25 protein-coding genes and 1 riboswitch are annotated in these 24,716 nt (G+C 38.8%); of the genes, 17 read left to right on the forward strand and 8 right to left on the reverse strand.

What is annotated here, in order from left to right; genetic code table 11:
- Positions 1-18 precede the first annotated feature (18 nt).
- A complete protein-coding gene (locus ACYP5M_RS03455) occupies positions 19-1,020 on the forward strand; it encodes a C40 family peptidase (RefSeq protein WP_452445336.1) in 1,002 nt (333 codons plus the stop codon).
- Positions 1,021-1,383: 363 nt separating this feature from the next.
- On the opposite strand, the gene ACYP5M_RS03460 is transcribed toward ACYP5M_RS03455, so the two are convergent.
- Positions 1,384-1,758, reverse strand: coding sequence for a Na-translocating system protein MpsC family protein (locus ACYP5M_RS03460; RefSeq protein WP_434169550.1), 375 nt, complete (start codon positions 1,756-1,758; stop codon positions 1,384-1,386).
- 244 nt (positions 1,759-2,002) lie between these two features.
- Positions 2,003-2,144: riboswitch (cyclic di-AMP (ydaO/yuaA leader) on the forward strand.
- 507 nt (positions 2,145-2,651) lie between these two features.
- Between ACYP5M_RS03460 and ACYP5M_RS03465 the strand changes: the two genes are divergently transcribed.
- From ACYP5M_RS03465 to ACYP5M_RS03495, 7 genes are all read left to right on the forward strand, one after another.
- Complete coding sequence (locus tag ACYP5M_RS03465; protein WP_350302869.1) at positions 2,652-2,726, forward strand: potassium-transporting ATPase subunit F; 75 nt, start codon at positions 2,652-2,654, stop codon at positions 2,724-2,726.
- A 24-nt stretch (positions 2,727-2,750) separates the two neighbouring features.
- Complete coding sequence (kdpA, locus tag ACYP5M_RS03470) at positions 2,751-4,424, forward strand: potassium-transporting ATPase subunit KdpA (RefSeq protein WP_459734648.1); 1,674 nt, start codon at positions 2,751-2,753, stop codon at positions 4,422-4,424.
- A 22-nt stretch (positions 4,425-4,446) separates the two neighbouring features.
- On the forward strand, positions 4,447-6,486 hold the full coding sequence (kdpB, locus tag ACYP5M_RS03475) for a potassium-transporting ATPase subunit KdpB (protein WP_459734649.1): 2,040 nt from the start codon (positions 4,447-4,449) through the stop codon (positions 6,484-6,486).
- A 29-nt stretch (positions 6,487-6,515) separates the two neighbouring features.
- Positions 6,516-7,073, forward strand: a complete 558-nt coding sequence (gene kdpC, locus ACYP5M_RS03480; protein ID WP_452444965.1) for a potassium-transporting ATPase subunit KdpC — start codon at positions 6,516-6,518, stop codon at positions 7,071-7,073.
- A gap of 57 nt (positions 7,074-7,130) precedes the next feature.
- On the forward strand, positions 7,131-9,446 hold the full coding sequence (locus ACYP5M_RS03485; protein WP_459734650.1) for a histidine kinase: 2,316 nt from the start codon (positions 7,131-7,133) through the stop codon (positions 9,444-9,446).
- A 136-nt stretch (positions 9,447-9,582) separates the two neighbouring features.
- Positions 9,583-11,382: a S9 family peptidase gene (locus ACYP5M_RS03490; RefSeq protein ID WP_459734895.1), complete on the forward strand. Its 1,800-nt coding sequence runs from the start codon at positions 9,583-9,585 to the stop codon at positions 11,380-11,382.
- A 236-nt stretch (positions 11,383-11,618) separates the two neighbouring features.
- A complete protein-coding gene (locus tag ACYP5M_RS03495; protein ID WP_434169556.1) occupies positions 11,619-13,169 on the forward strand; it encodes a histidine kinase N-terminal 7TM domain-containing diguanylate cyclase in 1,551 nt (516 codons plus the stop codon).
- A 99-nt stretch (positions 13,170-13,268) separates the two neighbouring features.
- Here ACYP5M_RS03495 and ACYP5M_RS03500 read toward each other — a convergent pair whose 3' ends face one another.
- Positions 13,269-13,982, reverse strand: a complete 714-nt coding sequence (locus tag ACYP5M_RS03500; protein WP_434169557.1) for a class I SAM-dependent methyltransferase — start codon at positions 13,980-13,982, stop codon at positions 13,269-13,271.
- A 164-nt stretch (positions 13,983-14,146) separates the two neighbouring features.
- Here ACYP5M_RS03500 and ACYP5M_RS03505 point away from each other — a divergent pair, with 164 nt between their 5' ends.
- Positions 14,147-14,407 (forward strand): hypothetical protein, encoded by a 261-nt coding sequence (locus tag ACYP5M_RS03505; protein ID WP_459734651.1) that lies wholly within the window; start codon positions 14,147-14,149, stop codon positions 14,405-14,407.
- Between the two features lie 152 nt (positions 14,408-14,559).
- Here ACYP5M_RS03505 and ACYP5M_RS03510 read toward each other — a convergent pair whose 3' ends face one another.
- Positions 14,560-15,198 carry a formylglycine-generating enzyme family protein gene (locus ACYP5M_RS03510; RefSeq protein WP_459734896.1) on the reverse strand — a complete coding sequence of 213 codons (639 nt, stop codon included), beginning with the start codon at positions 15,196-15,198 and terminating at the stop codon, positions 14,560-14,562.
- A 298-nt stretch (positions 15,199-15,496) separates the two neighbouring features.
- On the opposite strand from ACYP5M_RS03510, the gene ACYP5M_RS03515 reads away from it, so the two are divergent.
- The 5 genes from ACYP5M_RS03515 to ACYP5M_RS03535 all read left to right on the forward strand — a co-directional run bounded on the left by ACYP5M_RS03515 (position 15,497) and on the right by ACYP5M_RS03535 (position 19,713).
- Positions 15,497-16,294 carry a DUF2935 domain-containing protein gene (locus ACYP5M_RS03515; RefSeq protein ID WP_459734652.1) on the forward strand — a complete coding sequence of 266 codons (798 nt, stop codon included), beginning with the start codon at positions 15,497-15,499 and terminating at the stop codon, positions 16,292-16,294.
- Between the two features lie 241 nt (positions 16,295-16,535).
- Entirely contained in the window at positions 16,536-17,186 is a 651-nt protein-coding gene (locus ACYP5M_RS03520; protein WP_459734653.1) for a GntR family transcriptional regulator, read from the forward strand.
- A gap of 113 nt (positions 17,187-17,299) precedes the next feature.
- Positions 17,300-18,088 (forward strand): SDR family NAD(P)-dependent oxidoreductase, encoded by a 789-nt coding sequence (locus ACYP5M_RS03525; protein ID WP_101222105.1) that lies wholly within the window; start codon positions 17,300-17,302, stop codon positions 18,086-18,088.
- A 34-nt stretch (positions 18,089-18,122) separates the two neighbouring features.
- Positions 18,123-18,875, forward strand: coding sequence for an SDR family NAD(P)-dependent oxidoreductase (locus ACYP5M_RS03530; RefSeq protein WP_459734654.1), 753 nt, complete (start codon positions 18,123-18,125; stop codon positions 18,873-18,875).
- 52 nt (positions 18,876-18,927) lie between these two features.
- Positions 18,928-19,713: a glucose 1-dehydrogenase gene (locus tag ACYP5M_RS03535; protein ID WP_459734655.1), complete on the forward strand. Its 786-nt coding sequence runs from the start codon at positions 18,928-18,930 to the stop codon at positions 19,711-19,713.
- Between the two features lie 221 nt (positions 19,714-19,934).
- On the opposite strand, the gene ACYP5M_RS03540 is transcribed toward ACYP5M_RS03535, so the two are convergent.
- Positions 19,935-20,090 (reverse strand): DUF4021 domain-containing protein, encoded by a 156-nt coding sequence (locus ACYP5M_RS03540; RefSeq protein WP_434169561.1) that lies wholly within the window; start codon positions 20,088-20,090, stop codon positions 19,935-19,937.
- A gap of 231 nt (positions 20,091-20,321) precedes the next feature.
- On the opposite strand from ACYP5M_RS03540, the gene ACYP5M_RS03545 reads away from it, so the two are divergent.
- Entirely contained in the window at positions 20,322-20,969 is a 648-nt protein-coding gene (locus ACYP5M_RS03545; RefSeq protein ID WP_434169562.1) for a lysozyme family protein, read from the forward strand.
- A gap of 43 nt (positions 20,970-21,012) precedes the next feature.
- Here ACYP5M_RS03545 and ACYP5M_RS03550 read toward each other — a convergent pair whose 3' ends face one another.
- The 4 genes from ACYP5M_RS03550 to ACYP5M_RS03565 form a co-directional block, all read right to left on the reverse strand.
- Complete coding sequence (locus ACYP5M_RS03550; protein WP_434169563.1) at positions 21,013-21,564, reverse strand: DUF402 domain-containing protein; 552 nt, start codon at positions 21,562-21,564, stop codon at positions 21,013-21,015.
- 236 nt (positions 21,565-21,800) lie between these two features.
- On the reverse strand, positions 21,801-22,301 hold the full coding sequence (locus ACYP5M_RS03555) for a VOC family protein (RefSeq protein ID WP_434169566.1): 501 nt from the start codon (positions 22,299-22,301) through the stop codon (positions 21,801-21,803).
- A gap of 268 nt (positions 22,302-22,569) precedes the next feature.
- Positions 22,570-22,983 (reverse strand): VOC family protein, encoded by a 414-nt coding sequence (locus ACYP5M_RS03560; RefSeq protein ID WP_459734656.1) that lies wholly within the window; start codon positions 22,981-22,983, stop codon positions 22,570-22,572.
- Positions 22,984-23,045: 62 nt separating this feature from the next.
- Positions 23,046-23,513, reverse strand: coding sequence for a DinB family protein (locus tag ACYP5M_RS03565; RefSeq protein WP_434169568.1), 468 nt, complete (start codon positions 23,511-23,513; stop codon positions 23,046-23,048).
- A gap of 226 nt (positions 23,514-23,739) precedes the next feature.
- Here ACYP5M_RS03565 and ACYP5M_RS03570 point away from each other — a divergent pair, with 226 nt between their 5' ends.
- Together ACYP5M_RS03570 and ACYP5M_RS03575 are read left to right on the forward strand one after the other, a co-directional pair.
- On the forward strand, positions 23,740-24,141 hold the full coding sequence (locus tag ACYP5M_RS03570) for a hypothetical protein (protein WP_434169569.1): 402 nt from the start codon (positions 23,740-23,742) through the stop codon (positions 24,139-24,141).
- Positions 24,142-24,327: 186 nt separating this feature from the next.
- On the forward strand, positions 24,328-24,708 hold the full coding sequence (locus ACYP5M_RS03575; RefSeq protein WP_459734657.1) for a VOC family protein: 381 nt from the start codon (positions 24,328-24,330) through the stop codon (positions 24,706-24,708).
- The last annotated feature ends 8 nt before the right edge of the window (positions 24,709-24,716 follow it).

Genomic DNA, 24,716 nt, shown 5'->3' on the forward strand with positions numbered 1-24,716 from the left:
TTCGAAAGGGTGATTATTTTGAAAAGGTTAACCGTTTTTGTGCTGTCTTTATTTGCTATTGGTATTTTAGTATTCAGTCCTAATGAAGCTAGTTCAAGAGAGAAGGAGAGAATTGCCTATGTTGATGTAAGCGTGGCCACTCTTTGGACTGAGCCGGGATTACTAAGGGAAATCGATGCTCCTTCTGCATCGAATCCCGTTGATATGAATGCATGGATCGGCTCGATGAAATATGAAGACAAGCTGTGGCTTGTTGGTAACCTGGAAACACAAGCATTATACGGTTCTAAAGTGACGATTTTAGAAGAACGGGGTGAATGGGTGAAAGTAGCCGTTGCCAATCAACCAACGCCCCGCAATGATATTGGTTATCCAGGATGGATGACAAAGGCACAATTAAAAGACGGAAATTCTTTTGAGAAGCAATTTAAACGAGGATATGCCCTTGTAAATGCCCCAAAGACTTGGCTTTATTCGGATTCGAAACTTCGGTCCAAATTCATGGAGGTCAGCTTCGATACCCGCCTCCCGTTATTGCAGGTGAAAAAAGATAAAGTGAAGGTGATGACACCGAGTAATGGAGCAAAATGGATAGAAAAGCAGGACGTATCAGTCTATCAAAATGACAAACAAATAGCTGCTCCAACCGGAAATGACATCGTTGAATCAGGAAAAGGATTTTTAGGGCTTCCTTACCTATGGGCTGGAATGTCCGGTTTTGGATTTGACTGTTCGGGATTTACCTATACAATGTACCATGCTAATGGAATAACGATCCCAAGGGACTCTTCCGTTCAGTCGCAACATGGCAAAAAGGTAGAACAAGAAAATCTTCAACCAGGTGACTTACTATTTTTTGCCTATGAAAAAGGGAAAGGAAGGGTCCATCATGTCGGTATGTATATTGGTGACGGCAAAATGATCCATTCGCCTAACAGCTCAACACATGTAAGGATAGATGAAATAAAAACATCGGGATACGGAGAGGAATATGCCGGAGCAAGAAGATATATCGATTGATGCTCAATGATATAAACTCCCCAAAAAATATTATTTGGAATGTTATGGAAATAGATTATTGTTTTGATAGTAAAAAATACGTGAAAATCCGAGGTGAATTCTGACAATAATCGAAAAATAAGAATTTTTATTGGTATAATAATTTTTGGGATTTTATTTGAAAAGAAGATTATTCTACCACTTTTATTTGTTTTCTAGCAGGTGGTTTAATTGGAGAATGTATGATGATAAAGATGGTTAAAAGAAAAGTTAACCATAAAAAACATCAGTAGGGGAAAATAATGATTGTCCCCCACTGATGTTTTAATATAAGTTTTGTTAAAAACTATTTTAATATAATATTAAGTGGAAGAATTGTAACTTTTATTTGATGGTTTCAAAAAGACGTTCCAAATCCTTATCCATAATGAAAACTTCGATTCTTTCACCTGTTTTAGTGCTTATATCACTGTGAGATGAAAGTACTTTACAACCCGTAAGATCTTCAACTATTTTTTCATAATCCTTAGTGTACATTTCACGGAGTAGTGAACGCATTTTTTTCACAAGTTTTTTGCCTGAATTGTGACTCACAAGGTGCTTTTCCTCTACAGTAAGGACACCCTTGAAACGGGTTATCAACATATCATTGATTATATAAGTTTTAGTTTCCTGAGGTCCTCTTCCAATCAATTCACGCTGGAATTTAATGAATGCTTCGCTTATTTCAGCTTCGATCCTTTTCTTTGTATTTGACATAATGCCTCCAGTTAATCTGACGAATTTATGGGATTTATCATAATGCCACGTCTAAGTTCCTGTCAATAACTGTTTGTAAAACTTTAGAAAAAAGTGAAAAAGTTAGTAAATTGAAGAAATATAGTATTCTTGCTGATAAATTGGATGAATATCGTCTTAATTAATCAAATATGGAGGTTTTTAATGGTTTTTATGAGTTTACAAACCTTGAATGAGGAGCGTACAATAATCCTCATGAAAAACAATTAGATACCGGCCAAATCTCAAGTGATTGAGAACGGAGGACCCACTATTTATGGGGTTAATTCTGCATTTGCAGAAGGGATGAGATACTCTTTCGCCATCCTACCCGTCAGCTAACTTCGTCGGCTAAAGCGAAGGAGGTCATAAGACCACCTTGATTCAGGAGGCTTTTTTGTTATGCTATAGCAAAATGGCAATCTGACATTTCCGTAGGTCTTTTTATTATGCCTATAATTGAAAAGGTTTCTTGGAAGACGGATCGTGGAGTAGGCGCTAATGCTTGCTGGGCGTTAAGTAGACCAATGATTACTTTTTCTCCAACAAAATGTTTGTTTCTGTATATCTTTCTTTTTCTGATGCGTCATTGTTCATGACGCTGTAGGAAGGAGATTGCATTTGTGCAGCCTGCAAACTGGGGGAAAAGTAACATTGGTCTATTTTTTTATGCCTTAAAGGACGTCTTTCTGAGCAAAAGAACAGTTTAATGAAACGTATCTTAAAGGAGGTGAAGGAGAATATAGGCTTTATTATTGCGGGAGAAGAGGAGAAAAATGGATAATATAGCCATTTTATTAATGGCTATACCGTTAGTATTCTTTTTAAGATTCATTCATTTTTGTAATAAAGTCATTGCAAAGGGAGCGTAGGAGATGTTCTTATTGATAATCGTCGGAGCGGTAACGTTGTATTTAATACATGCCCTCATATATCCGGAAAAATACTAAGGGTGACTTACGGAGGAGAAGTAAATGGATGTATTGCAAATCGTTGTGGTATTGGCAATTGCGGTTGTATTAGCGATACCAATGGCTATATATTTAACGGATGTTTATTCCCTTGAATTAACGAAACAAGATCGCGTGTTTGGAAGGATGGAAAGGTTTATCTTTAAGCTATCCGGCATTAAGACGGGAGATATGAAATGGCAGCAGTACGCCAAGGCACTGCTGATAAGTAATTTAGTGATGTTCATAATCTCTTATATTATCATTCGCTTCCAAGGGGAGTTACCTGGCAACCCCAGTAAGATTGACAACATGGAGCCATTGTTGGCATTGAATACAGCTGCAAGCTTTCTTACGAATACCAATTTACAGCATTATAGTGGAGAATCGGGACTTTCTTATTTATCTCAAATGGCAGTGATCATATTCTTGATGTTCACGACCCCGGCCACCGGCATTGCTTTATGTATGGCTTTTTTTAGGGGCTTAACAAGCCAGCGGAGTCTAGGAAACTTCTATGTGGATGTAATCCGAACGATTACCCGAGTTCTGCTACCATTATCGATATTGATTGGTTTAGTCCTAGTATCCCAAGGCGTACCGCAAACATTTAGCCCAACGGCTGTTGCGACAACATTGGAAGGAGACACCCAAAATATAGCAAGGGGACCTGTAGCGGCATTAGAATCCATTAAGCACTTAGGCACAAATGGGGGAGGGTTCTTTGGGGTCAACTCAGCCCATCCATTTGAAAATCCTAATGGTTTCACGAATGTCTTAGAAATATTATCCATGTTTCTTATACCCGCTGCCCTTCCGTTGACTTTTGGATATATGGCGAGGAATAAGAAGCTAGGCTGGATCCTATTTTCAGCGATGGCATTCATGTTATTTCTCTTCTTAAGCATTACGTATATTAATGAGAAAAATGGTAATCCAGCTTTGGAGCAAATTGGCCTCTCACAAACGGAGGGGAGTATGGAGGGGAAAGAGGTGCGCTTCGGGGTGGCTCAGAGTGCATTATTCACCAGTATAACTACAGCTGCAACTACAGGATCGGTAAATAATATGCATGATACCTTAACACCGCTGGGAAGTATAGCTCCATTTGCAATGATGATGCTGAACTGTGTATTTGGCGGCGATGGTGTGGGTACGGTCAATATTCTCATGTACTCAATATTGGCTGTATTTCTTGCCGGACTTATGGTGGGACGTACACCTGAGTTTTTGGGTAAGAAAATTGAAGGCCGGGAGATGAAGTTAATAGCTATAACGATTCTGATCCACCCATTGATCATATTAGTTCCATCTGCCATCGCTTTAGCGACACAAATGGGTTCAGCAGCTATATCAAACCCGGGCTTTCATGGTATTACTCAAGTAGTTTATGAGTTTACCTCCTCAGCAGCAAATAATGGTTCGGGTTTTGAAGGACTAGGAGACAATACCCCTTTTTGGAATGTCTCCACTGGTTTAGTCATGTTATCCGGACGTTATTTTTCCATGATTGCCATGATTGCAGTCGCAGGATCATTACTGGTAAAGAAGCGTGTTCCTGAGACTATTGGAACGTTCAAAACGGATAATGGTACGTTCTTTGTCATTCTCTTAGCTTCAGTTTTGATTATTGGAGCTTTGACATTCTTTCCAATAATTGCACTTGGACCAGTTGCTGAGTGGCTTACGATAAGATAAATGTTGAAAAGGGGCATTACAAATGAGAATAGAGGGAATAGCGAATGTAAATAAGAACATTGTTTACGAGGCTGGTAAAGATGCACTCAAAAAAATGAATCCAAAAGTTATGGCACGCAATCCAGTCATGTTTGTAGTAGAAGTAGGGTTTGCCATTACGCTTCTTCTATCAATATTTCCTGCGCTTCTTGGCGGAGTGTCTAATAGGGGGTATAACGTTGCAGTAACCATCATTTTATTCGTAACGATCATTTTTTCTAATTTCGCCGAATCTCTAGCAGAGGGACGTGGAAAAGCACAAGCCAATAGTCTCAAAAAGACAAAGCAGGATGCTAAAGCTAGGTTGATTCAGAAAGATGGTTCCGTAATGATAGTCGATGCCTTGCAATTACGCAAAGGCGATATGGTTTTAGTGAAGGCAAACGATTTAATACCGGTGGATGGAGAAATCATTGAAGGAGTGGCCGCTATCGATGAATCAGCGATCACGGGTGAATCGGCATCCGTAATAAAAGAACCTGGGGGAGATTTCAGTTCTGTAACAGGAGGTACAAAAGTCATCAGTGATTTTATCAAAGTTAAAGTCGGTGCAGACCCTGGTGAATCCTTCCTTGATCGCATGATCAATTTGGTCGAAGGAGCAAAAAGGCAAAAAACACCGAATGAAATCGCACTTGGTACATTACTGATTAGCTTAACCATCATCTTTTTACTTGTATGTACCACTCTGGTACCGATTGCGTCATATATTCAAGTTACCCTTCCAACCGCTACCCTGGTAGCTTTGCTGGTTTGCCTGATCCCCACAACAATCGGGGGCTTACTCTCGGCGATAGGAATAGCAGGTATGGATAGGGTAACTCAATTCAATGTAATTGCAAAGTCTGGAAAATCGGTGGAAGCCGCAGGTGATATCAATACGATCATCCTTGATAAAACAGGAACAATAACACATGGTAACCGCATGGCATCTGCCTTAATACCGGCTATCGGCATTAGTCAGGAAGAGCTTAACCAATATGCCGTATATGCATCTTTACATGATGAAACCCCTGAGGGTCGGTCTGTTTTGGAATTAGCCCAAAAAAATGGATTACCTAAAAAATGGCTGGATAAAAACGGTACGGAAGGTATTGAATTTACGGCGGAAACCAGAATGAGCGGAACGGACTTTCCTGACGGGAAAAGGGTCAGAAAGGGTGCAGTTGATACGATAATGAAATATATAGTACATCAGGGAGGGAAAGTGCCTATCGGTTTGAAAGACACTTGTGATGAAGTGGCCAAAAAAGGCGGCACTCCATTGGTTGTCACAGAGGGATGCCGTATACTTGGCACTATATATTTGAAAGATACAGTGAAACCAGGCATGAAGGAACGTTTTGATGAATTAAGAAAAATGGGTATTAAAACCATAATGTGCACAGGGGATAACCCGTTAACAGCTGAAACAATCGCCAAAGAAGCAGGTGTCGATGATTTTATCGCCGAGGCTAAGCCTGAAGATAAAATCTCTGTCATCAAGCGGGAACAAGCGGATGGCAAGCTTGTTGCCATGACTGGAGACGGTACAAACGATGCGCCAGCATTGGCGCAGGCAGATGTGGGATTGGCGATGAATACAGGGACAAACGCGGCGAAGGAAGCCGCTAATATGGTGGATTTAGATTCAGATCCCACCAAAATCATTGAAGTGGTAGCCATTGGCAAACAGCTGCTCATGACCCGGGGGGCGTTGACAACCTTTAGCATCGCTAATGATGTAGCTAAATATTTTGCGATAATCCCAGCCATGTTCATGCTGGCGATACCTCAAATGAAAGCCCTGAACATTATGGGATTGGCGACACCCCAAAGTTCCATATTATCAGCTTTAATATTTAACGCCATCATCATTCCCTTGCTTATCCCTTTGGCAATGAAAGGTGTTAAATATGTTCCTATGAGCGCAACAAGATTATTGACCAGGAATTTGTTCTTGTATGGATTAGGAGGAGTGTTAGTCCCATTCTTGGGAATTAAATTAATTGATTTGCTTCTTGTTGTCTTAAAAGTGGCTTGAAAATATAAATTATGGGTGGGTGGAAATCCATGTTGAAAAATATCAGATTGGTTTTGGTGCTTCTAATCATTTGTGGGATGGCATATCCGATTTTGATGACGGGAATGGCACAGTTGATGATGCCCGCAAAAGCAGAGGGCAGTTTAATTAAAAATGAATCTGGTGAATGGATCGGTTCGGAAATGATCGGTCAATCTTTTAAAGATTCTGGGTATTTTCATGGCCGTGTTTCTTCTATTGAATATGATGCGGCTGGTTCAGGTACGCCGAACTTTGCTTCTTCAAATGAGGAATTCATAAATCGGACAAAAAAAGACATTTCAAAGTTTTTAAAAGAAAACCCTGCTATCGATAAGGCGGATATACCATCTGACTTAATGACGAATTCGGGTTCAGGACTTGATCCCAATATTTCCCCTAATGGTGCGAAGGTACAGGTTCCTCGTATTGCTCTTGAAAGGGGATTATCTGAAAAAACAGTATATCTTCTAGTGGAAAAACATACGAGCAGCCGATCACTTGGAATTTTTGGTGAACCCCGAATTAATGTTTTGGAGTTGAATATGGCATTGGATGAATTGAAATAATTATGATCTGGAGAGTTTAGTAGACTCTCCTTTTAATATAGTAATTGGAGGGCTTATATGTCGGAACAATTTCGAAGGAAAACACCAGATGAAATTCTAGAGTCGATTTCCAATATCAAAAGGGGAAGGCTCAAAATCATACTTGGTGCGGTAAGCGGTTCAGGCAAGACCTACCATATGCTGCTTGAAGGGAATGAATTGAAGAAACGTGGGATTGATGTAGTTGTCGGTGTGGTCAACAAGTCCTGTAGTCCTGGAACACTTAAACAATTAGGCAGTCTTGAACTTATTCCCACTATAGAATGGGAGCAAAATGGACACATAGAACAGGACATTGATTTAGATAAGATTTATAAACGGAATCCCGAAGTTGTTTTAGTTGATCGATTGGCACATGAAAACCATATAAATGCAAAAAACGCCACCCGTTTGGACGATGTTAAGGAATTAATTAATAATGAGATCAGTGTCATTACGACCATAAATATTTATGAGTTGAAAGGAGTGAAGAAAGTCGCAGAGCAATTACTGAATCTTTCACTTCATGTAGAGGTTACGCTCCCAGAAGATACATTGACAAAGGCTGATGAAGTACGTTTATTGGACGTCACCCCTGAAGCCATATTAAAACGTCTGCAAAAAGGGGAAATAAGTGAAAAAGACGTAGGCCCATTACAGTTTTACAACAATGGTAATCTAGCCACTCTTAGGGAATTGTCACTTCGGTTTTTAGCGGAAGAAGTGGAAGAGGACCTGACTGAACACAGGGAACAAGAAGGGCTATTGGGGCCTTCTGGTGCTACGGAACGAATATTGGTCTGTGTACAATATCATTGGAATGGCTCCATATTAATTAGAAGAGGAGATCAAATTGCCAAGCGGTTGGGCGGTGAATTTTTAATCGCCAGCTTTATCCCACTATCAAAAAAACTATCAAAAGAGGAAGAAATCTTTAAAAGCTCCATGCAAAAACTGGTCAATAAATTAAATGGGAGTTTTTTTGAGATTACAATGAATGGGGACGAAATAGCAGAAGAAATAGTCGGATTTTCCATGCAGAATCAAATAACACGAATTATCTTGGGGCAATCAAAAAATCCAGTATGGAAAGATGTGGTCAACGGTTCAATAGTCAATAAAATAATGAGAAAGTCTAAGAGCATCGATGTATATATTATGGCAGACCGTGTAAAAGCATTTGGTGAGAGGATCATCCCCGCAATCAAGACGGAAAAAAAGAAGGAAAATCCTTATCGCAGACTCTCCCCTGATGAAATGCACGATAAAGTGGAACGGGTGAAAAAAGGGACATTTAAGATTTATCTCGGAGCTGCTCCTGGTGTTGGTAAAACCTATACAATGCTAAGGGAAGCAAATCAATTGAAGGAAAACGAAATTGATGTAGTGATTGGACTACTGGAGACCCACGGTCGAAAAGAGACAATTGCCCAAGTGGGAAATTTGGAAATCCTGCCTAAAAAACTAATTCGATATAAAAACGTATTATTGGAGGAAATGGATCTAGATAACATTATCATTCGGAATCCTGAAGTGGTCTTAATAGATGAATTAGCACATACGAACCTACCGGGTAACAAAAATCAAAAAAGATATCAAGATGTAATGACCATTTTGGACGTTGGAATTTCGGTTATTTCCACGATGAATATTCAACATATAGAAAGCTTGAAAGATAGTGTAAAGCAAATTACAGGTGTTTCTGTAAGAGAAACAGTACCTGACAACATTATCCAATTATCTGATGAACTTGAGTTGATCGATATTTCACCAAATGCGCTCAGAAAAAGGATGGAGGAAGGTAATATATATGCCATGGATAAAGTGGAACAGTCCCTTAGCCATTTCTTCAAGACACAGAATCTCATAGCGTTGAGAGAACTTGCGCTCCGTGAATTGGCGGATGATGTGGATGACAGATTAGAATCAATGAAACGTAAGGAAGGAGTAAGGGGGCCATGGAGAAAAGATGAAGTGATTTTTGTCTGTGTCAACCTTAGAGCGGATTCTGAGCGTTTAATTAGAAGGGGGTTCCGCATAGCCTACCGACTTAAAGCGGAGTGGTTTGTTATTTTCGTCAAACATCAATATGAACTGCAAACTGATGAAAAGTTGATACTTGATAAACTGGTAAGCCTTACACATCGCTTAGGAGGCATTTTTGAAATATATACAACGAGGGATAGACGATCTTTGTTCAAGGAGATCAAGAAACAATTACAGACCAAAAAAGCAACACAAGTCATTTTAGGACAATCAGCAAGAACGAGATGGCAAGAAATTATGGGTGGATCTATTGTATCTCGTCTTCTAAGAGAAGTGAGACATCTTGATGTTTTGATCGTAGCTGATTAATTCATATATCAGGCAGTATTTTTTAGAAATGGGATGTGAAATTCTGGAGTTCATTTTACCTGCAGTTACAAGGAAAAATATGGTATAATTATTTACGGATATTTCTTAATATTATAAATGTAAGGGGTTGCCAATGATGATCACTTTTCCAAAACCTGATGTGGAGCAATTTTTACGAACTTTTTCCATTGCTGATTTTGCCGTAAGTCCAGATGAAAAACATCTGGTTTTCAGTACCAATTTGAGCGGTAAGTACAATTTATGGGGAATGGATTTGCCAAACTCCTTTCCTTATCCGCTTACATCCATTGATCAAAGCTGCCAAGCACTGATATATGATAAGAAGAGCCGGTTCATAATTGCTGGTTTCGACCAAGACGGTAATGAAAATACCCAGTTTTACGGGGTTCCTTTGAATGGCGGGACAATGAAGGAAATCGTTCATCATGAAAATACACGAAATTTCATGCCGAAATTATCCAATGACAGTAAAAAGCTCTATTACACGACATCCAGAGGAAATGCTTCTTTTCTAAATGCCTATTGTTTAGATTTAGAATCAGGACAGGAAAAGCTGGTATTGGAGGGGAAGGATGCAGCCACCTATTTATTTGGCTTTAGCCCTGATGAAGAAACCTTGCTTTACTATAAACACTTTTCCAATACGAATACCCTTCTCTATGCAAAAAAAGGGAACGAAGATATCCTGCTCACTCCGCCCACTGAGAAACAGCATACAGTGAATGATGGTGTTTTTGTTTCGGATTCGATGATATATATATTGACTGATTATGATTCGGACTTTACCTATTTGGCTTCATACAACCTTGAAACAAACAAATTCTGTAAAGTTAAAGAATTGGAGAATGAGAGTTTTACTGCCATTAATTATAGTAAAGAGAATCAACTTTTATATATAACCAGTCAAAAGGGTGTAGAGGATCAATTATATGAATTCAATCTGCAAAATGAAAATTGGAGAAACATCCCCGTGCCATGCAGCGTCATTAATAAGCTTCAGGTTGCTGTATCAGGCACGCTTTACTTATTTGGCATGGGTGCAACAAAGCCTCATAATATCTATAAAAATACAGGTGATGAGTGGGTATCATTAACTAAATATACTGTTCCTGGCGTCGATTCTGATGAATTGGTTGAACCCGACATCATTACATACACTTCCTTTGATGGCCTGGAGATCGAGTCGTTATTTTTTAGGGCAAAAAAGGAAAATGACAATGGTGAAGTCATTTTTTGGCCTCATGGAGGACCTCAAGCGGCAGAACGGAAGTCCTTCAGAGCTTCATTTCAATTTTTCCTGAATCACGGTTACAGTATTTTTGCGCCAAACTTCCGCGGTTCTACTGGTTATGGTTTGGAATTCACGAAAATGGTAGAGGGAGATTGGGGAAATGGGCCACGACATGATAATGTAGCCGGCCTTGATTGGCTAATAGACCAAGGACATGCACAAAAAGGTAACATCTTATTGATGGGGGGAAGCTTCGGAGGGTATATGGCACTTCTGCTCCACGGAAGACATGCAGATTATTTTAAGGCAGTTGTCGATATTTTCGGTCCATCCAACCTCTTCTCATTTATCAATTCCGTTCCAGAAGACTGGAAGCCAATCATGGATCAGTGGGTAGGAAATCCGGAAAAAGATAAAGAAAAACTAATCGAGTATTCGCCTATCACCTATTTAGAATCGATGATAAAGCCAATGCTCGTCATTCAAGGAGCAAACGATCCCCGTGTCGTCAAAGAGGAATCAGATCAAATCGTTCAAGCCTTGAAGGGTAAAGGAAGAGATGTCGATTATATGCTTCTGGAAGATGAGGGACATGGATTTTCCAAAAAAGAAAATGAAATTGCGGTCTACCAAAAAATACTTTCATTCTTAAAGCGATTCACAGCAGTAACAGAGAAGGTATAATCCGTACCTAAATACTTCATTTATTTGAATTATCACCCCTGCCACTCACGTTCAAGGTGATGAAGCAGGGTTTTTCATGTTGTAAAACTGGATGTTTATTTTATTCGGCGGTTTGGGGTGTAAGTAAATAAGGGATTTAAAATTCAGAATTCCCTGAATAAACTCTAGTCACCTAGTCATAAAGTGCTATATAATATACGGAAAACTATTTTTTTGTTAAACGGAGTTGATTCGCATTGCCACGGGAGTTATTGTTATACATACTCGTACTTATAATAGCAGGTGCTTCAAGCTTGTTTCTGTGTTTATTTGCACAGTTAAAGATCAAGGATGCACCTGGAGCAAAAGCCTATATTCTCGTGACATTATTGTCTTCCATCTTTACTTTTTCCTATGCTTTCGAACTTTCCAGTACATCGTTAGAACAAATCATATTCTGGTTAAGGGTCGAGTACTTGGCATTACCATTCATCCCAGTATTCCTTTTGTTGATGTGCATTGAATATGTAGGTCAGAGAATTAAGAAGGTCTGGCAATATGCACTCTTCATCATACCGTTCATCACCATTTTCATGCATTTTACAAATGACCTTCATCACTTATATTACAAATCAATGGAATTGAGAAGCGATAGTCCTTTTCCAATTATTAAACTGGTGGGCGGCCCTTGGTTTTACGTACACTCCCTGTTTCTTTTTTTATGTGTGATGATAAGTATAATAATATTGCTAAAACAGGTGAAAAAATCTTCATTCAGATTCAGGATGCAAATATCAATGATGGTGGCAGGTCTTCTTATTCCTATAATAGCAAATTATTTTTATATAAATGGACTAAGCTCATATGGTATCGATCTTGGTCCTGTATCCATGAGTATCACGTTTATCTTTCATGGTGCGGCACTTTTGACTTTTCAAATGTTCAATGTAGCCCCGATCGCTCGGGAAACCGTCTTTGAAAGTATGAAAGAGGGAGTAATCGTTTTAAATCAACAGGGGTTGATTGTCGACTATAACCGTGGAATGCGCAAATTTTTGCCCATGTTGGATGAACATTCCATTGGTAAATCGATTACAAGTGTGCTAAATGGGAATCAACTTCTTAGGGGAATAATCGACCTTAAACAGGACAGTGACTTTAATTGCAGCATAAATGGTGATATGGTACATTACCATATTGGTTTTTCACCCGTGTTCAACAAAAACAACCTGTCTATCGGACAGATCATTACCTTCGCCGATGTAACTGAAAGAGTACTCATGCTGGAAAAGATGAAGCAACTTGCCAGCTTGGACGGATTAACCCAAATATTGAATAGAACATTTTTCATCAAAAAATCGGAAATTTTATTTGATGCTCTAAGCATGGAAGGCGGCAATGTTTCAGTCATCATGTTTGATATCGATCATTTCAAAAATGTAAATGATACTTTTGGACATGAAGCAGGGGATGCGGCCATAACGCTTGTAGCGAATATTGCAAAGGAAAACATTCGGGAAGGAGATTTGTTGGGGCGTTATGGCGGTGAAGAATTTATCATATGTTTGCCGAATACCGCTTTACCCGCTGCATATGAGTTGGCCGATATGATAAGGGAAAAGGTTTCTGAAAGTATTGCAGTGGTTAATGAAGAGATGATTTCCGTTACCTGCAGTTTCGGGGTGACTACTGCATTAATTGAAGCTGGTGACCGAAGCATTTCCATCAAAACATTGATGCCACGGGCCGACCAAGCCTTATATGCCGCAAAGAAGAATGGCCGAAATTGTGTACAGATCATCGTCTAAATAGGACCATCCCTTTAAACCTTGAACTTGTTCCAGGTTTTTATCATTGTGTTCAAGATTCCAGACACATATTAAGCTGCCTTATTCATGATGAATGCCCTATTTTTTACTTGCTCTGTATACTCTATAACCGAGGCTGTTTCCGTAAGATAAAATGAGGCGGTAATGTGCGTCCATGACTCGTTCCAAGGATCCATTCAAAGGCTGAATGGATCTATTTGTTGCTGAAGAATTCATTAATTCGTCTAAGACGGTACTTGATTTCAAGATTTTTAAATCTGTAAATCCGTTTTGTTGGAAGGCCTTTAACCATTCGGATTGCGTCAATAATTCCCTTAAATTATAAAAGTTAATGATTTCTTTTTTTGAGACAGGATCAAGGCTTGTTTCCGCTGTCATATCAATGGATAACAAAGTTCCTTCTAGTTTAAGAACCCTGTAAAATTCTCGGAGTGATTTTTGTATATCCGTGAATGCAGTCGTTGATTCGGCTATGATAAAATCAAAAGAATTATTGTCAAAAGGCAGTTCTTCTATTGAAGACTTATATAGGTCAATGCTTAAGTTAGCTTTTTGGAATCCTTTTTTTGCATGTTTCACCATCTCAGGGTGATTATCAAGCGCGGATACTTGGCAAAGAAACGTTTTTGCCAAGTAAGATGAGGTTTGCCCTGTCCCGCATCCGGCATCAAGGATTATTGACGTATGATCGATTTTTTCATTTTTCAAGATCTGCTTAGTCAGTTCAAATCCACCAGGGTGTGCCCCTTCAATTCCAAGTATGGCTAGTGCGTCTTGGTATGAGTGGTTCATGGCATAATCTCCTTTGGTACATGTATAAATGTATTTTATGCTTTGGTTTCAAGGAGTGATAAGGAAAATGGGAAAGACTTTTAAATGATTGGTGGGTATTTAATCCATGCATGCTAGTCCCTGAATGCATACGATGTAAAATCGACTGATAAGGGGAGTGCAAAATGGGATATCATAATTATTATCATAAATGCAGGCAAGGTGTGGGAAGACCGGTTGAAATTCGTACAAGCAGAGGAACCGTACATCGGGGAATCATACACCGGGTTACACCGAACCGTGTATATATTCGCCCATTTGACGGAGGCGGAAACCTTGGGGGTTTTGGTTATGGAGGTTTTAATGCAGGATATGGCTGGGGGGCCGCAAATGGATTTGCATTTGGTGCAATTTCATCTTTAGTTTTTCTCGCATTTCTCTGGTAATCGAATGAAGAAATTATAAAAAACCTGAAAATTTTTCAGGTTTTTATTTTGTTCCCATCGGAATTCTACCAAGAAACTGGTAATAAATATGAATAGATGTACAACTAAGATAAAGCTTTGAGTTTTGAATGGATTTGGCTTGTTTGCTAAGGTTAAAAAGACCGGGCAAGACGGAATCCTAGGTCGTCTATACAAAATGTCGGATGGCTGCGCCGGCGACATGAAGCTCCACAACCTCTAGCATCCTCAGCCCAGCTCCCCCCTCGAAAAATACGGTAGGTGCCGTACACTTGTTCATCATATAAGTCCCAGCACCATTCCCAAACATTCCCTAACATATCATGCAGCCCCCATGGATTCGGTTCCTTTGTTCCTACTTCATGGATCGTGCCCCCTGAATTTTCGTTATACCAGGCAATCTCATTCAGCTCTCCGTATCTATAACCAGGAGTCCCGGCTTTACATGCATATTGCCACTCCGCTTCTGAAGGAAGTCGAAAACCGCTTGATTCCCGATCACAAACAATGTTTTCCCCATTTTTAGAATAACACTCTCCCAGCCCAGCTTTCTGTGAAAGCAGATTACAAAAAGAAATTGCATCATTCCAAGAGATATTCACAACAGGTTTTAGATCCCGATCAAAAGAATTAGGTGATTTATTTGTAATGGCATAGTAGAAATCCATAGTAACAGGATAACGTGCAAGAAGGAACGGTCTTATTTCAGCTTTCCATTTGCTTTTAATTCTATCGTCCCTTAATTCTATTTCGCCCCCTGGAATTTTCTCCATTGAATAGTCAATGTAACTCATTATTTCCTTTGACAATCTACCTTCCTCCTACCGACCTTAATTTAAAAGTTTCACCACTTCCAAAACGATTAAATCAATATAAATATAAGGTTGGTTTAAATTTGTATTAAAATGACCGTTTTTAAAGCGACTCAAAGACCCCATTAATTTAATCTGAAGGTATAGGATCAAGCTTAGGCTTCATTAAGCCCCATTTAATTTATATTAATATGTTTGTAGGTTTAGGAATACAAATTATAAGTGAGTTTCTTATACTTTAAATTATGGGGGAGAGAAGATGAACGAGTTTTTGGAGAAAACAGCTAGATTCGAGCATCGGTTTTGGCTGCAAATCTTAGGAGACCATGCCAGGTTCATCCATGAGTCTTTAGCGCCGGTTGAAGTGGAAAACATTGAAATTGCCTCTGAATTCATTCAAGTTTTTGATGCTCTCCTTGGTCAAGCCAATTCGGAAGAGATCTCGCAACTTACTGCCATCGCAGAAGAAGAGACATTAAGATTTCGGGAGTTTAAGCTAAGCCTAATTAAAGAACATCTGGTAGGTAAAATAAAAATACATCTTTCACCTTCATTCATTAATCATATGGTGAACGAATTAGAAGAATATTTAAGATTATTGAAATATTTCTATTCAGATCAAATGCCGCCGGTTTTTCATGAACTTCATCACCATTTAGTTTGGCTGTTAGATGCAGCAGGACATGCAGGTGCAATATCATCCAATATGGATGACGTTGAAAAAAGATTAAAAGAGAAAAGTGACCAATATAAAAAACATATTAATGATTTTTATTTAAAAGCTGTTGAAATGGCTGGATTTTTACGAACCAATCTGTCAACATTCCCAGCATTGGAAAAAATGAATGCCGACGTCACATTGGAAATTAAATTCTTCCAGCACTTCCTGCTTGAATTGGAGGAGCTTGACCTTAGTGCGCAGGCTCTTGGAACGCTTTCGCCATTAATGGCAGATCATATGTGGCGAGAAGAATGTTATTATTTAACGAAACTCGCTGAATCGACAGACACGGAAAAGCCAAACTGCGATCCAGCGAAACCGAGGCTAGTTGATTAAAAAATACACATGGAGCCCTTTATATAAAAGGTGCTCTAGATCTGTTGCATTTTTACCGCCAAAATCAGTAGAATATGGAAAACATTTAGAAGAAGCGATCTGACATTAAGCCTTTTTGAGCTTTTTCCATATAGGAAAATACGTTTTTCTTGGCTGGTTAGCATTAAAGGAAGTTAATTCCTATCCATATGTTATACTAAAAAAACCACAATTAATTATAGAAGTATAGGAGTGCTGAAAGATGTTTGGAAATACTTCCAATTTGACAGATGGCATTTATTTTGGAGAATCGTTACCACAACAAATCGCTAAACACATTTTAAAAAAAATAATTGAAGGTGAAATAGAAGCTGGTGAGAAAATCGTGGAAGAAGACATTTCCAAAGAATTGAATACTAGCCGTGCACCAGTACGCGAAGCCCTTTATTTACTGCAGGTTGACGGTATTGTTGAGAGAATACCTAGGCGGGGAACGATCGTCAAGCCATTTTCACAAAGGGAAATCATTGAATATAATGATGTTACGATTGGACTGATCCAGATGGGCATTGAATTTTCCCAAGGGAATTGGCACTCAGAAAATAAGCAATCATTACGAAAGCATTTGGAAAGTGCAACCGATGAGTGTGAAAAAGGTAATGTTATCGAGTATCAAAAAAGGGCAACACAGATATTTCGATATATTTTTTCAATCGCTAATAACAAAGCATTAGCAAGATTTTTTGAAGAAGCCAGTCATATCCTCATGGTTTTTGCCCAAAGTCAATGGAATACGGAAACGATGGAAAGTTTCCATTTCAGATTAAAGATGTCTATTGAGGCCATTCTAGAAGAGGATTTAGTTAAAGCAAAAAATGAAATGCATGAAGCCTTGAATCGTGGAGTGATGTAGAGTCTTTGACTCTAAAACCAAATTGTCGACAATCGACAAAAAGAATGTTATTATGTAATCGTATTCAAGCAAGAATATTATCACCAAGATCAAAGGGAGAAAGGGAGAATATTATGCAAGCATTTGATTTTACAGAAAAAGTAGCAATTGTTACCGGTGGCGGCGGGGGTATCGGCCGGGCAGCTTCTATTACACTTTCAGAAAATGGTGCCAAAGTGGTTGTTGTAGACCTTTCCGAAGAGGCTGGCATGCTAACGGTAAATGAAATCAAAGAAAAAGGCGGCGAAGCCAAATTCGTTAAAGCCGATGTTACAAAGGAAGACGATATAAAAAATTATGTTCAAAAAACGATAGATTTCTATGGAAAAATCGATATTTTCTTGAATAATGCAGGTTGGGAAGGCAAAATAATGCCTCTTATCGACTATCCTGCTGAGGTTTTCGATCAATTAATGTCAATAAATGTACGAGGTGTTTTCTTGGGCATGAAACATGTATTGCCCCATATGATTGAACAAAAAAGCGGGGCGGTCGTGAATACAGCTTCTGGAGCTGGTTTACTGGCAACGCCAAACATGGTGGCGTATGGCGCTAGTAAACATGCGGTTCTAGGAATGACGAAAACAGCTGGTGTCGAAGTAGCTCCACATGGTGTCCGGGTGAATGCCGTCTGCCCAGGTGTCGTCAACACGGCTATGATGCGGTCGATTGAAAGCGGATTTGGTCAAGGAGATTCCGCGGCAGCTGAAGCGGCTAGAAAACAGTTGGAAGCAACGACTCCGGATGGCCGGTATGCTGAGCCGCAGGAAATTGCAAATCTAATGATGTACTTAGTATCCGATCTTTCCAGCCACATTACGGGTCAAGAACTTGTAATCGACGGAGGGGCCATTTTAATCTGATAAGCAACAAACTTTGTTAAAGGGGGACGAATACATGAGTTTACAAGGAAAGGTCATAATTATTACAGGAGCAGGCAGCGGAATTGGAAAGGAAACGGCATTTAAATTAGCTGATCACGGAGCTATTGTCGTAGCGGCTGACTACAATGATGTTGCCGCTAAAGAAACGGCTGAAGCTATTCAACAAAAGGGAGGCACGGCATCTTTCGTGAAAGTGGATGTAGCTAACGCGGAAGAAGTGGAAGCGATGGTCGAAGCTGCAATTGCCAATCATGGCACCATCAATGGCATTTTCAACAATGCTGGAATTGGACTAGTAAAACCATTTTTGGAGATGGATCCAGAATCATACCACAGAGTAGTTGATGTTGACCAACACGGCGTTTATTATGGCATGTATTATGCAGCAAGGAAGATGGTCGAGCTTGGTGTAACAGGCGCAACGATCGTTAATACAGCTTCAATATACGGGACGATGGTTTCTATTGGCAGCTTTAATTACCATGCTGCAAAAGCAGCAGTCATCGCGATGACTAAATCCGGTGCAATTGAACTTGCGCAATATGGGATTCGTGTTGTCGGAGTGGCACCAGGATTTATCGAAACGCCAATCATTGGTGAAGATCAAGAGTTCCTGGACAGTTTGGCTCAACTTCATATGAGGAGAAAATTGATTCAGCCAGAAAAAGTTGCTGAAGTTGTAACGTTCTTGTTCTCTGAAAAAGCGGATGCCATTAATGGACAAGTCATTCCAGTTGATGATGGATTCTTAAGCTTTAAGGGGTAATCAGTATAATTAAATAAATTTTCAAGATAACTTAAAAGGGGAGTTTTGACATATGAGCGAAAGATTCGATGGCAAAGTTGTAATCATTACAGGGGCAGGATCAGGTTTAGGTCAAGCAGCCGCATTGGAAATGGCTAAAGAAGGAGCTAAACTTTCATTAGTTGATTTAAACGACGCATCTTTGGAAGGGACAAAAAAATTAATCTTAGACATGGCACCAAACTCGGAAGTGCTTCTGGTCACTGCAGATGTATCGGATGAAGAAGCAGTAAAGAACTATGTAGACCAAACAGTCAGCAAATATGGCAGAGTCGATGGATTCTATAATAATGCGGGTATTGAAGGTAAACAGGCCCCTATGGCTGAATACGATAGCAACGTTTTCAACAAAGTAACGGACATCAATATCAATGGTGTTTTCTATGGTATGAAATACATTCTGCCAATCATGAAAGAACAAGGATCAGGGGCAGTGGTGAACGTGGCTTCTGTAGGCGGAATTCGTGCTGTGCTTAACCAAGCTGCGTACGTTGCAAGTAAACATGCTGTAGCAGGCTTAACAAAAACAGCTGCCATAGAATATGGCCAATATGGTATCAGCATAAATGCCATTGCACCAGGAGTAATCTTAACAGCGATGGTAGAGGGATCATTCAGGCAAATAGGCGGAGAGAATTGGGAAGAAGCAATGGCGGAATTCGTCAGTGTGAATCCTAAGAAACGCTTCGGTAAACCTGAAGAGGTCGGCCGTTTAGTCGCTTTCCTATTATCAGGGGAATCAGAGTTCATCAACGGTGTAGTCATTCCGATTGATGGCGGACAATCTTCACAATACTAATTGAGAAAGGGAGTGACAGTAGGTCACTCCCTTTTTAATTGTATCCTTTTAGTTAATGAGCAAACGAATTTAAATTTGGACAAAACGAAGACTTTTTCGGTTTTCGTTTTTTTGCATATTCAAAAATCAGTTCATATGAAACTATATACGATCCTTTAGAATTTGAACACATAGAAAAACGCCATAAAAGGCGATTTACAAATATTCAAGAAACCCCATCGTTACTTTTCTTTATCGTGTAGCTTATCTTCATATTCAGTTTCCAACATACCATATAGACCATTCATTTCTTGTTCATCTGGATCTGCCCCAAATTCGTTTCTATATTTCCCCTTTTTTTCATCAAGGATTTCTTCTTTTTCACTCTTCTTGTCCATACATATCACCTCCAACCAGTAGGGTGTCTCATTGTCCTAAAAATATGCACTGTGTGACTCTGTTCCTTTTAAGATTTTGCGGCGGCTAAGTTAAGTGGTTGAGAAAATACACTAATTACAATTAATGCTAATCCTGTTTGCAGAACATTTAATTGGGTATTCTAAATAGTTATTACTCTTACAATTTGTTAAGATATAAATATATTAACTTAGAGATAACGGAGAGAGAATGTGAAGAAGAAACGTAAGAAATCAAAGAAAATTTTTACCATTTTCATCCTGATTTTCGTATTTTTGCTCATTAAGGAGATCATGCAAACCCCATATTCCGAAAATGTTACTACATCAGTAAATACGCTTGATTCCTTTGCGAACGTGAAAAAGTATAGTTCACTTCTGCAAGACGAGTTGACTAAATACGGACTTGAGGAGCATACTTCGACATTGATTGCTTTGATGCAGCAGGAAAGCCGAGGGCGGGGCGGTGACCCAATGCAGGCATCTGAGTCAGCGGGCCTTGATCCAAATACAATCACTGATCCAACGGAAAGCATTAAGTATGGAGTGAAACATTTTAAGCGGATCAATGAATATGGCAATGAAAAGGGCGTGGATTTTGCCACGATCCTTCAAGCATATAACATGGGAATTGGTTATATTGATTTCGTTGCGAATGAAGGGGGCAAGCATAATGAAAAGCTTGCAAAGAAGTTCTCCATGCTTCAGGTCGAAAAAAACCCTACGCTCTATGATTGCGGCGGTGACAAAGATAATTTTCGATATCCATATTGCTACGGTGACTACACATACAGTGCGAAGGTATCTAAGAACATTGAGGAGCTTGGCGACAGTATATCGGCTCAAGCTGATAGTGAGTGAGGGAGAACAAAAAGCCTACTGAATGAAGTAGGCTTTTTGTATGTCATTTGTTGTTCAGCCATGGAAGGAGGTCTTTATGTTTATAGAGCTTCTCGGATTCTGAAATGGTTTGTGAAAGAAGAATATCAATGGAATCAAGTAAAGAGATTAGGGCTTGTTTAACAGAACCACTCTCAAATTGCTCTAATGGCACAGGTAACTCTTCCTCGTCTAAAATAAAATATTCCCCACCCGGAAACACCAATATATCTATAATCAAATCCTCAAAGGATACCAACTTATCAGCCATATATGTATTTCTTACAATATTAAAATAGGATCCTAAATAAATTCCGTCGTTATCTCTCCAAATGTATAAATTATAAGGACGGTCTTTCCAATAATAAGCAATTGTATAACTGCTTACAGGAATGGTTAATTTTATAGAACCCGCTTCCATCGTGAACGAATCCATGATTTCATGAAAAAGCACGACATGGTGATTTTGTTCTTTTAACAGCAAACAGTTATGTTCTACAACTATGGAGTCGTAACGGATTTTTCTTTCTATGATTTCATCGCCATGTTGTAGTGCTGGTATAAATATATTTTCCATTGTATCTATTTCTCCCTTAAAACCATTTAGATCATTTATGATAATATACTTAAGAAAGTTTATTCTTACTAATAGGGGTTATCGCCAGGAAACTGCGGATTTAAACTTTTAGGAAATTCAAATATCAAAACCTAATTTCACACCTGCAATACCGAGAAACTAGGTTTTAGTTACTTCAAAATCGTATGATTTTCAGGAATGAATTCAACTTTACTAGATAGATGTTTCTTAGGAACCTAACCCATATACGCCTGCTTTAAAGTTTTAATGTCAATTTTCTTCATTTGGAGCAGCGCTTTCATAACTCTTTCCGATTTTTCAGTGGCGGAGTCGTTTACCATCTCGGTTAGATATTCAGGGACAATTTGCCATGACACACCAAATCGATCTTTCAGCCAACCGCACACTTGCGCCTTTTCATCTCCACCTTCAGAGAGTTTTTCCCAATAATAATCCACCTCTTCTTGATTCTCGCAATTGATGATAAATGATATTGCCTCGGTAAATTTGAATTGCGGACCGCCATTTAATGCTACGAATGCTTGTCCGTCCAGTTCAAACTCCACGGTCATCACTGATCCCTCTGGTTTCCCGTGGATTTGATTTCCTGCATTACCATAGCGAGTGATTCTTCCTATCTTAGAATTTTCGAATATGGAAGTGTATAACTTCGCCGCCTCTTCAGCTTGTGTATCAAACCACAAGTTGGTTGTGATCTTTTGAATCTTATTTTTCATAATTTTTTCTCCTTTATTGTTCTCAAGTTTAGCCAGGAAATCATGGAAATGCGAAATTATTCGATAAGATTAAATACCTTGAAGGTACCCTATTACTATATACCATTTATCATGACCTATTGTAAGGGTTAGGGTGCCATTTGTGTATTCCAACCGATCATTAAACTAATCGCGTTAATCCTTTGCTAGTTACAATATCCTTGCCTGAAACACAAAAGGATATAGAAACTTTTCACCAATGAAAAGCACTATATCCAAATTCCATTTCTCAGCTCTCGAAGTTAAATTGCCATTTGATTCCGAATTTATCGGTTAACTGACCGTAAATTTTACTCCAGAATGTTTCTTGGAGCTCTACACCAACCGTACCGCCTTCACTTAGTTTGTTAAAAATCGATTCAATTTCATCCAAATCATTACTGACATAAGCCAGGCTGATATTGTTTCCTTCAACAAAAGGCATTCCAGGAAAAGTATCTGAAAACATGATATTGCTTCCATTTATATTTAGCCTTGTATGCATGACTAAATCTTTCGCTTCTTCTGGAAGAGTAAAATCCGGATTAGGCGGTGTTTCCCCAAAGGTCATGATATTTGGTTGTTCCGTTCCAAAAACCTCTGCGTAGAACTCTACTGCTTGTCGACAATTCCCATTAAAATTAAGATATGCATCAACTGACATTTCTTTCACTCCTACTTTTTTATTTGTTATTCAATGCTCCCAATTTATTACATAATGCATTATTACCTTACGAAAAATTCCGGCGGTTCAATTCCGAGTGTTCTAAGGTAGATATAACCCTGGCCCCTATGGTGGATTTCGTTTTCCAAGGCATATTGAAGTCTATCAAAGTGGCTTTGTGAGGGACCGAAAAAAGGATCCTTTTCGACCACTCCAAGCGTTTCCTCGGTCATTTCCTCCCACAGCTTCCTCGTATCATCCCTTACTGCTTCGCATGCTGATACAAGTTCTTCTTTGGTAGAAATTCCGGCAAACGAATCTGGAAACTCCCAAACATCCAGTGCAATTCCACGCATATATGCAGTTTCAATGTTCATGATTTCTTTAACCATCTCTACGAAAGGGCGAAGCTCCTTGGCCGGTGCATAATTAAACAATTCCTCTTCAGGGAAAGCTTCAACCACCCTCAACGTCAAGCTCCTGTTGCCTTCCAATATATTTAACAAACCCTCTTTCGATAGAACCACCATTTCACTCTCCTTTGAGAAATACTCTGTATAGAAGTTCTGTGAAAAATCAAAAAGTCCTGCTAATTACTGTATTTAAAGATTGCATAGCTTTTTTTATCTACCGGTGTAGACTTATAAGTAACACTTAAATAATTAATAAAGGGGAAATGTCATATGTTCGGTTCCTTAAATAGAACAAAATTAATAAAAAATGATTTAAAAAGCATTGCGAAATTAATGTATCAGGATGTATCAAAAGAACCTAACAAAGAGAAATTTAGATTTCACTATTGAAAGCATTCGCTATATAGATGCTTATACGAAAAGATTATGTACTACTCAAATGGGTAGTGAACTTTTAAAGAATCATTTTGATAATTTTGTGATAAGAATAGGTGCCTATATTGGAGAAATTATAAAAAGGAATATAAATCAAGATTTTAAATGGTATGAATATGATTCTGTATATCATTTTTCTTCTGCACTTGATGGGGTGCATAGGGGCATTAAAACAGAAACGGTTCTTTACTCTAAAAAGAGAGATAGAGTTATAGTTCCTTTAACTGTGGTAGCGCAAAATCTGGAAGGGAATTCAACATATACAGATTTCTTGAAATACGTAGAAGAAACAATTAAGCAAAATTCGTAAAAGATAACTGCTTTTCTTAAGCAATCGTGCAGGTTCAAAAACCTCCCAAAAATTCATTTTTGGTAAATATTGATTAAATCTAGCATATATAATACGATTTAATCAGTTATATATTTCCAACCAACATGATGCTTATACATAAATGATTCAATTAATAACGGAACCAGCAGAAAGGGAGAGAAGCAAATGATTAACAAAGTCGGGCAAATTATGTTATATGTAAATGATCAAGACGAGTCATTGAAATTTTGGACGGAAAATTTCGGTTTTAGCGTAATTTCTGAAGAAGATAATGGCCAAGGGCTAAGGTGGATTGAAATAGCCCCAACAAAGGTAGCAGAAACGAGTATCATCCTGCATAATAAAGAATTCATTTCTAAAATGCAGCCTGAATTAAATCTTAATACACCTTCGTTAATGTTTTACTCGGATAATCTTGATGAATTATATAAAGACTTTTCAGAGAAGAATATCAAAGTGGGAGAGCTTGTAACTATGCCATCTGGAAGAGTCTTCAATTTTGCCGATAATGAAGATAATTATTTTGCGGTCATGGAAAAGAAGTAATTCATTTG

The sequence above is a fragment of the Peribacillus sp. N1 genome, assembly GCF_054600815.1.

Excerpts from the sequence above, each read along its gene's own strand:
- ACYP5M_RS03565 (WP_434169568.1), bottom strand. The coding sequence starts at position 23,513 with ATGGTGGTTCTATCGAAAGAGGGTTTGTTAAATATATTGGAAGGCAAC.
- ACYP5M_RS03460 (WP_434169550.1), bottom strand. The coding sequence starts at position 1,758 with ATGTCAAATACAAAGAAAAGGATCGAAGCTGAAATAAGCGAAGCATTC.
- ACYP5M_RS03555 (WP_434169566.1), bottom strand. The coding sequence starts at position 22,301 with ATGAAAAATAAGATTCAAAAGATCACAACCAACTTGTGGTTTGATACA.
- ACYP5M_RS03490 (WP_459734895.1), top strand. The coding sequence starts at position 9,583 with ATGATCACTTTTCCAAAACCTGATGTGGAGCAATTTTTACGAACTTTT.
- ACYP5M_RS03575 (WP_459734657.1), top strand. The coding sequence starts at position 24,328 with ATGATTAACAAAGTCGGGCAAATTATGTTATATGTAAATGATCAAGAC.
- ACYP5M_RS03485 (WP_459734650.1), top strand. The coding sequence starts at position 7,131 with ATGTCGGAACAATTTCGAAGGAAAACACCAGATGAAATTCTAGAGTCG.
- kdpC (WP_452444965.1), top strand. The coding sequence starts at position 6,516 with ATGTTGAAAAATATCAGATTGGTTTTGGTGCTTCTAATCATTTGTGGG.
- ACYP5M_RS03525 (WP_101222105.1), top strand. The coding sequence starts at position 17,300 with ATGCAAGCATTTGATTTTACAGAAAAAGTAGCAATTGTTACCGGTGGC.
- ACYP5M_RS03550 (WP_434169563.1), bottom strand. The coding sequence starts at position 21,564 with ATGGAAAATATATTTATACCAGCACTACAACATGGCGATGAAATCATA.
- ACYP5M_RS03515 (WP_459734652.1), top strand. The coding sequence starts at position 15,497 with ATGAACGAGTTTTTGGAGAAAACAGCTAGATTCGAGCATCGGTTTTGG.
- ACYP5M_RS03540 (WP_434169561.1), bottom strand. The coding sequence starts at position 20,090 with ATGGACAAGAAGAGTGAAAAAGAAGAAATCCTTGATGAAAAAAAGGGG.
- ACYP5M_RS03505 (WP_459734651.1), top strand. The coding sequence starts at position 14,147 with ATGGGATATCATAATTATTATCATAAATGCAGGCAAGGTGTGGGAAGA.
- ACYP5M_RS03520 (WP_459734653.1), top strand. The coding sequence starts at position 16,536 with ATGTTTGGAAATACTTCCAATTTGACAGATGGCATTTATTTTGGAGAA.
- kdpA (WP_459734648.1), top strand. The coding sequence starts at position 2,751 with ATGGATGTATTGCAAATCGTTGTGGTATTGGCAATTGCGGTTGTATTA.
- kdpB (WP_459734649.1), top strand. The coding sequence starts at position 4,447 with ATGAGAATAGAGGGAATAGCGAATGTAAATAAGAACATTGTTTACGAG.
- ACYP5M_RS03510 (WP_459734896.1), bottom strand. The coding sequence starts at position 15,198 with ATGGAGAAAATTCCAGGGGGCGAAATAGAATTAAGGGACGATAGAATT.
- ACYP5M_RS03560 (WP_459734656.1), bottom strand. The coding sequence starts at position 22,983 with ATGTCAGTTGATGCATATCTTAATTTTAATGGGAATTGTCGACAAGCA.
- ACYP5M_RS03500 (WP_434169557.1), bottom strand. The coding sequence starts at position 13,982 with ATGAACCACTCATACCAAGACGCACTAGCCATACTTGGAATTGAAGGG.
- ACYP5M_RS03530 (WP_459734654.1), top strand. The coding sequence starts at position 18,123 with ATGAGTTTACAAGGAAAGGTCATAATTATTACAGGAGCAGGCAGCGGA.
- ACYP5M_RS03535 (WP_459734655.1), top strand. The coding sequence starts at position 18,928 with ATGAGCGAAAGATTCGATGGCAAAGTTGTAATCATTACAGGGGCAGGA.
- ACYP5M_RS03570 (WP_434169569.1), top strand. The coding sequence starts at position 23,740 with ATGTATCAAAAGAACCTAACAAAGAGAAATTTAGATTTCACTATTGAA.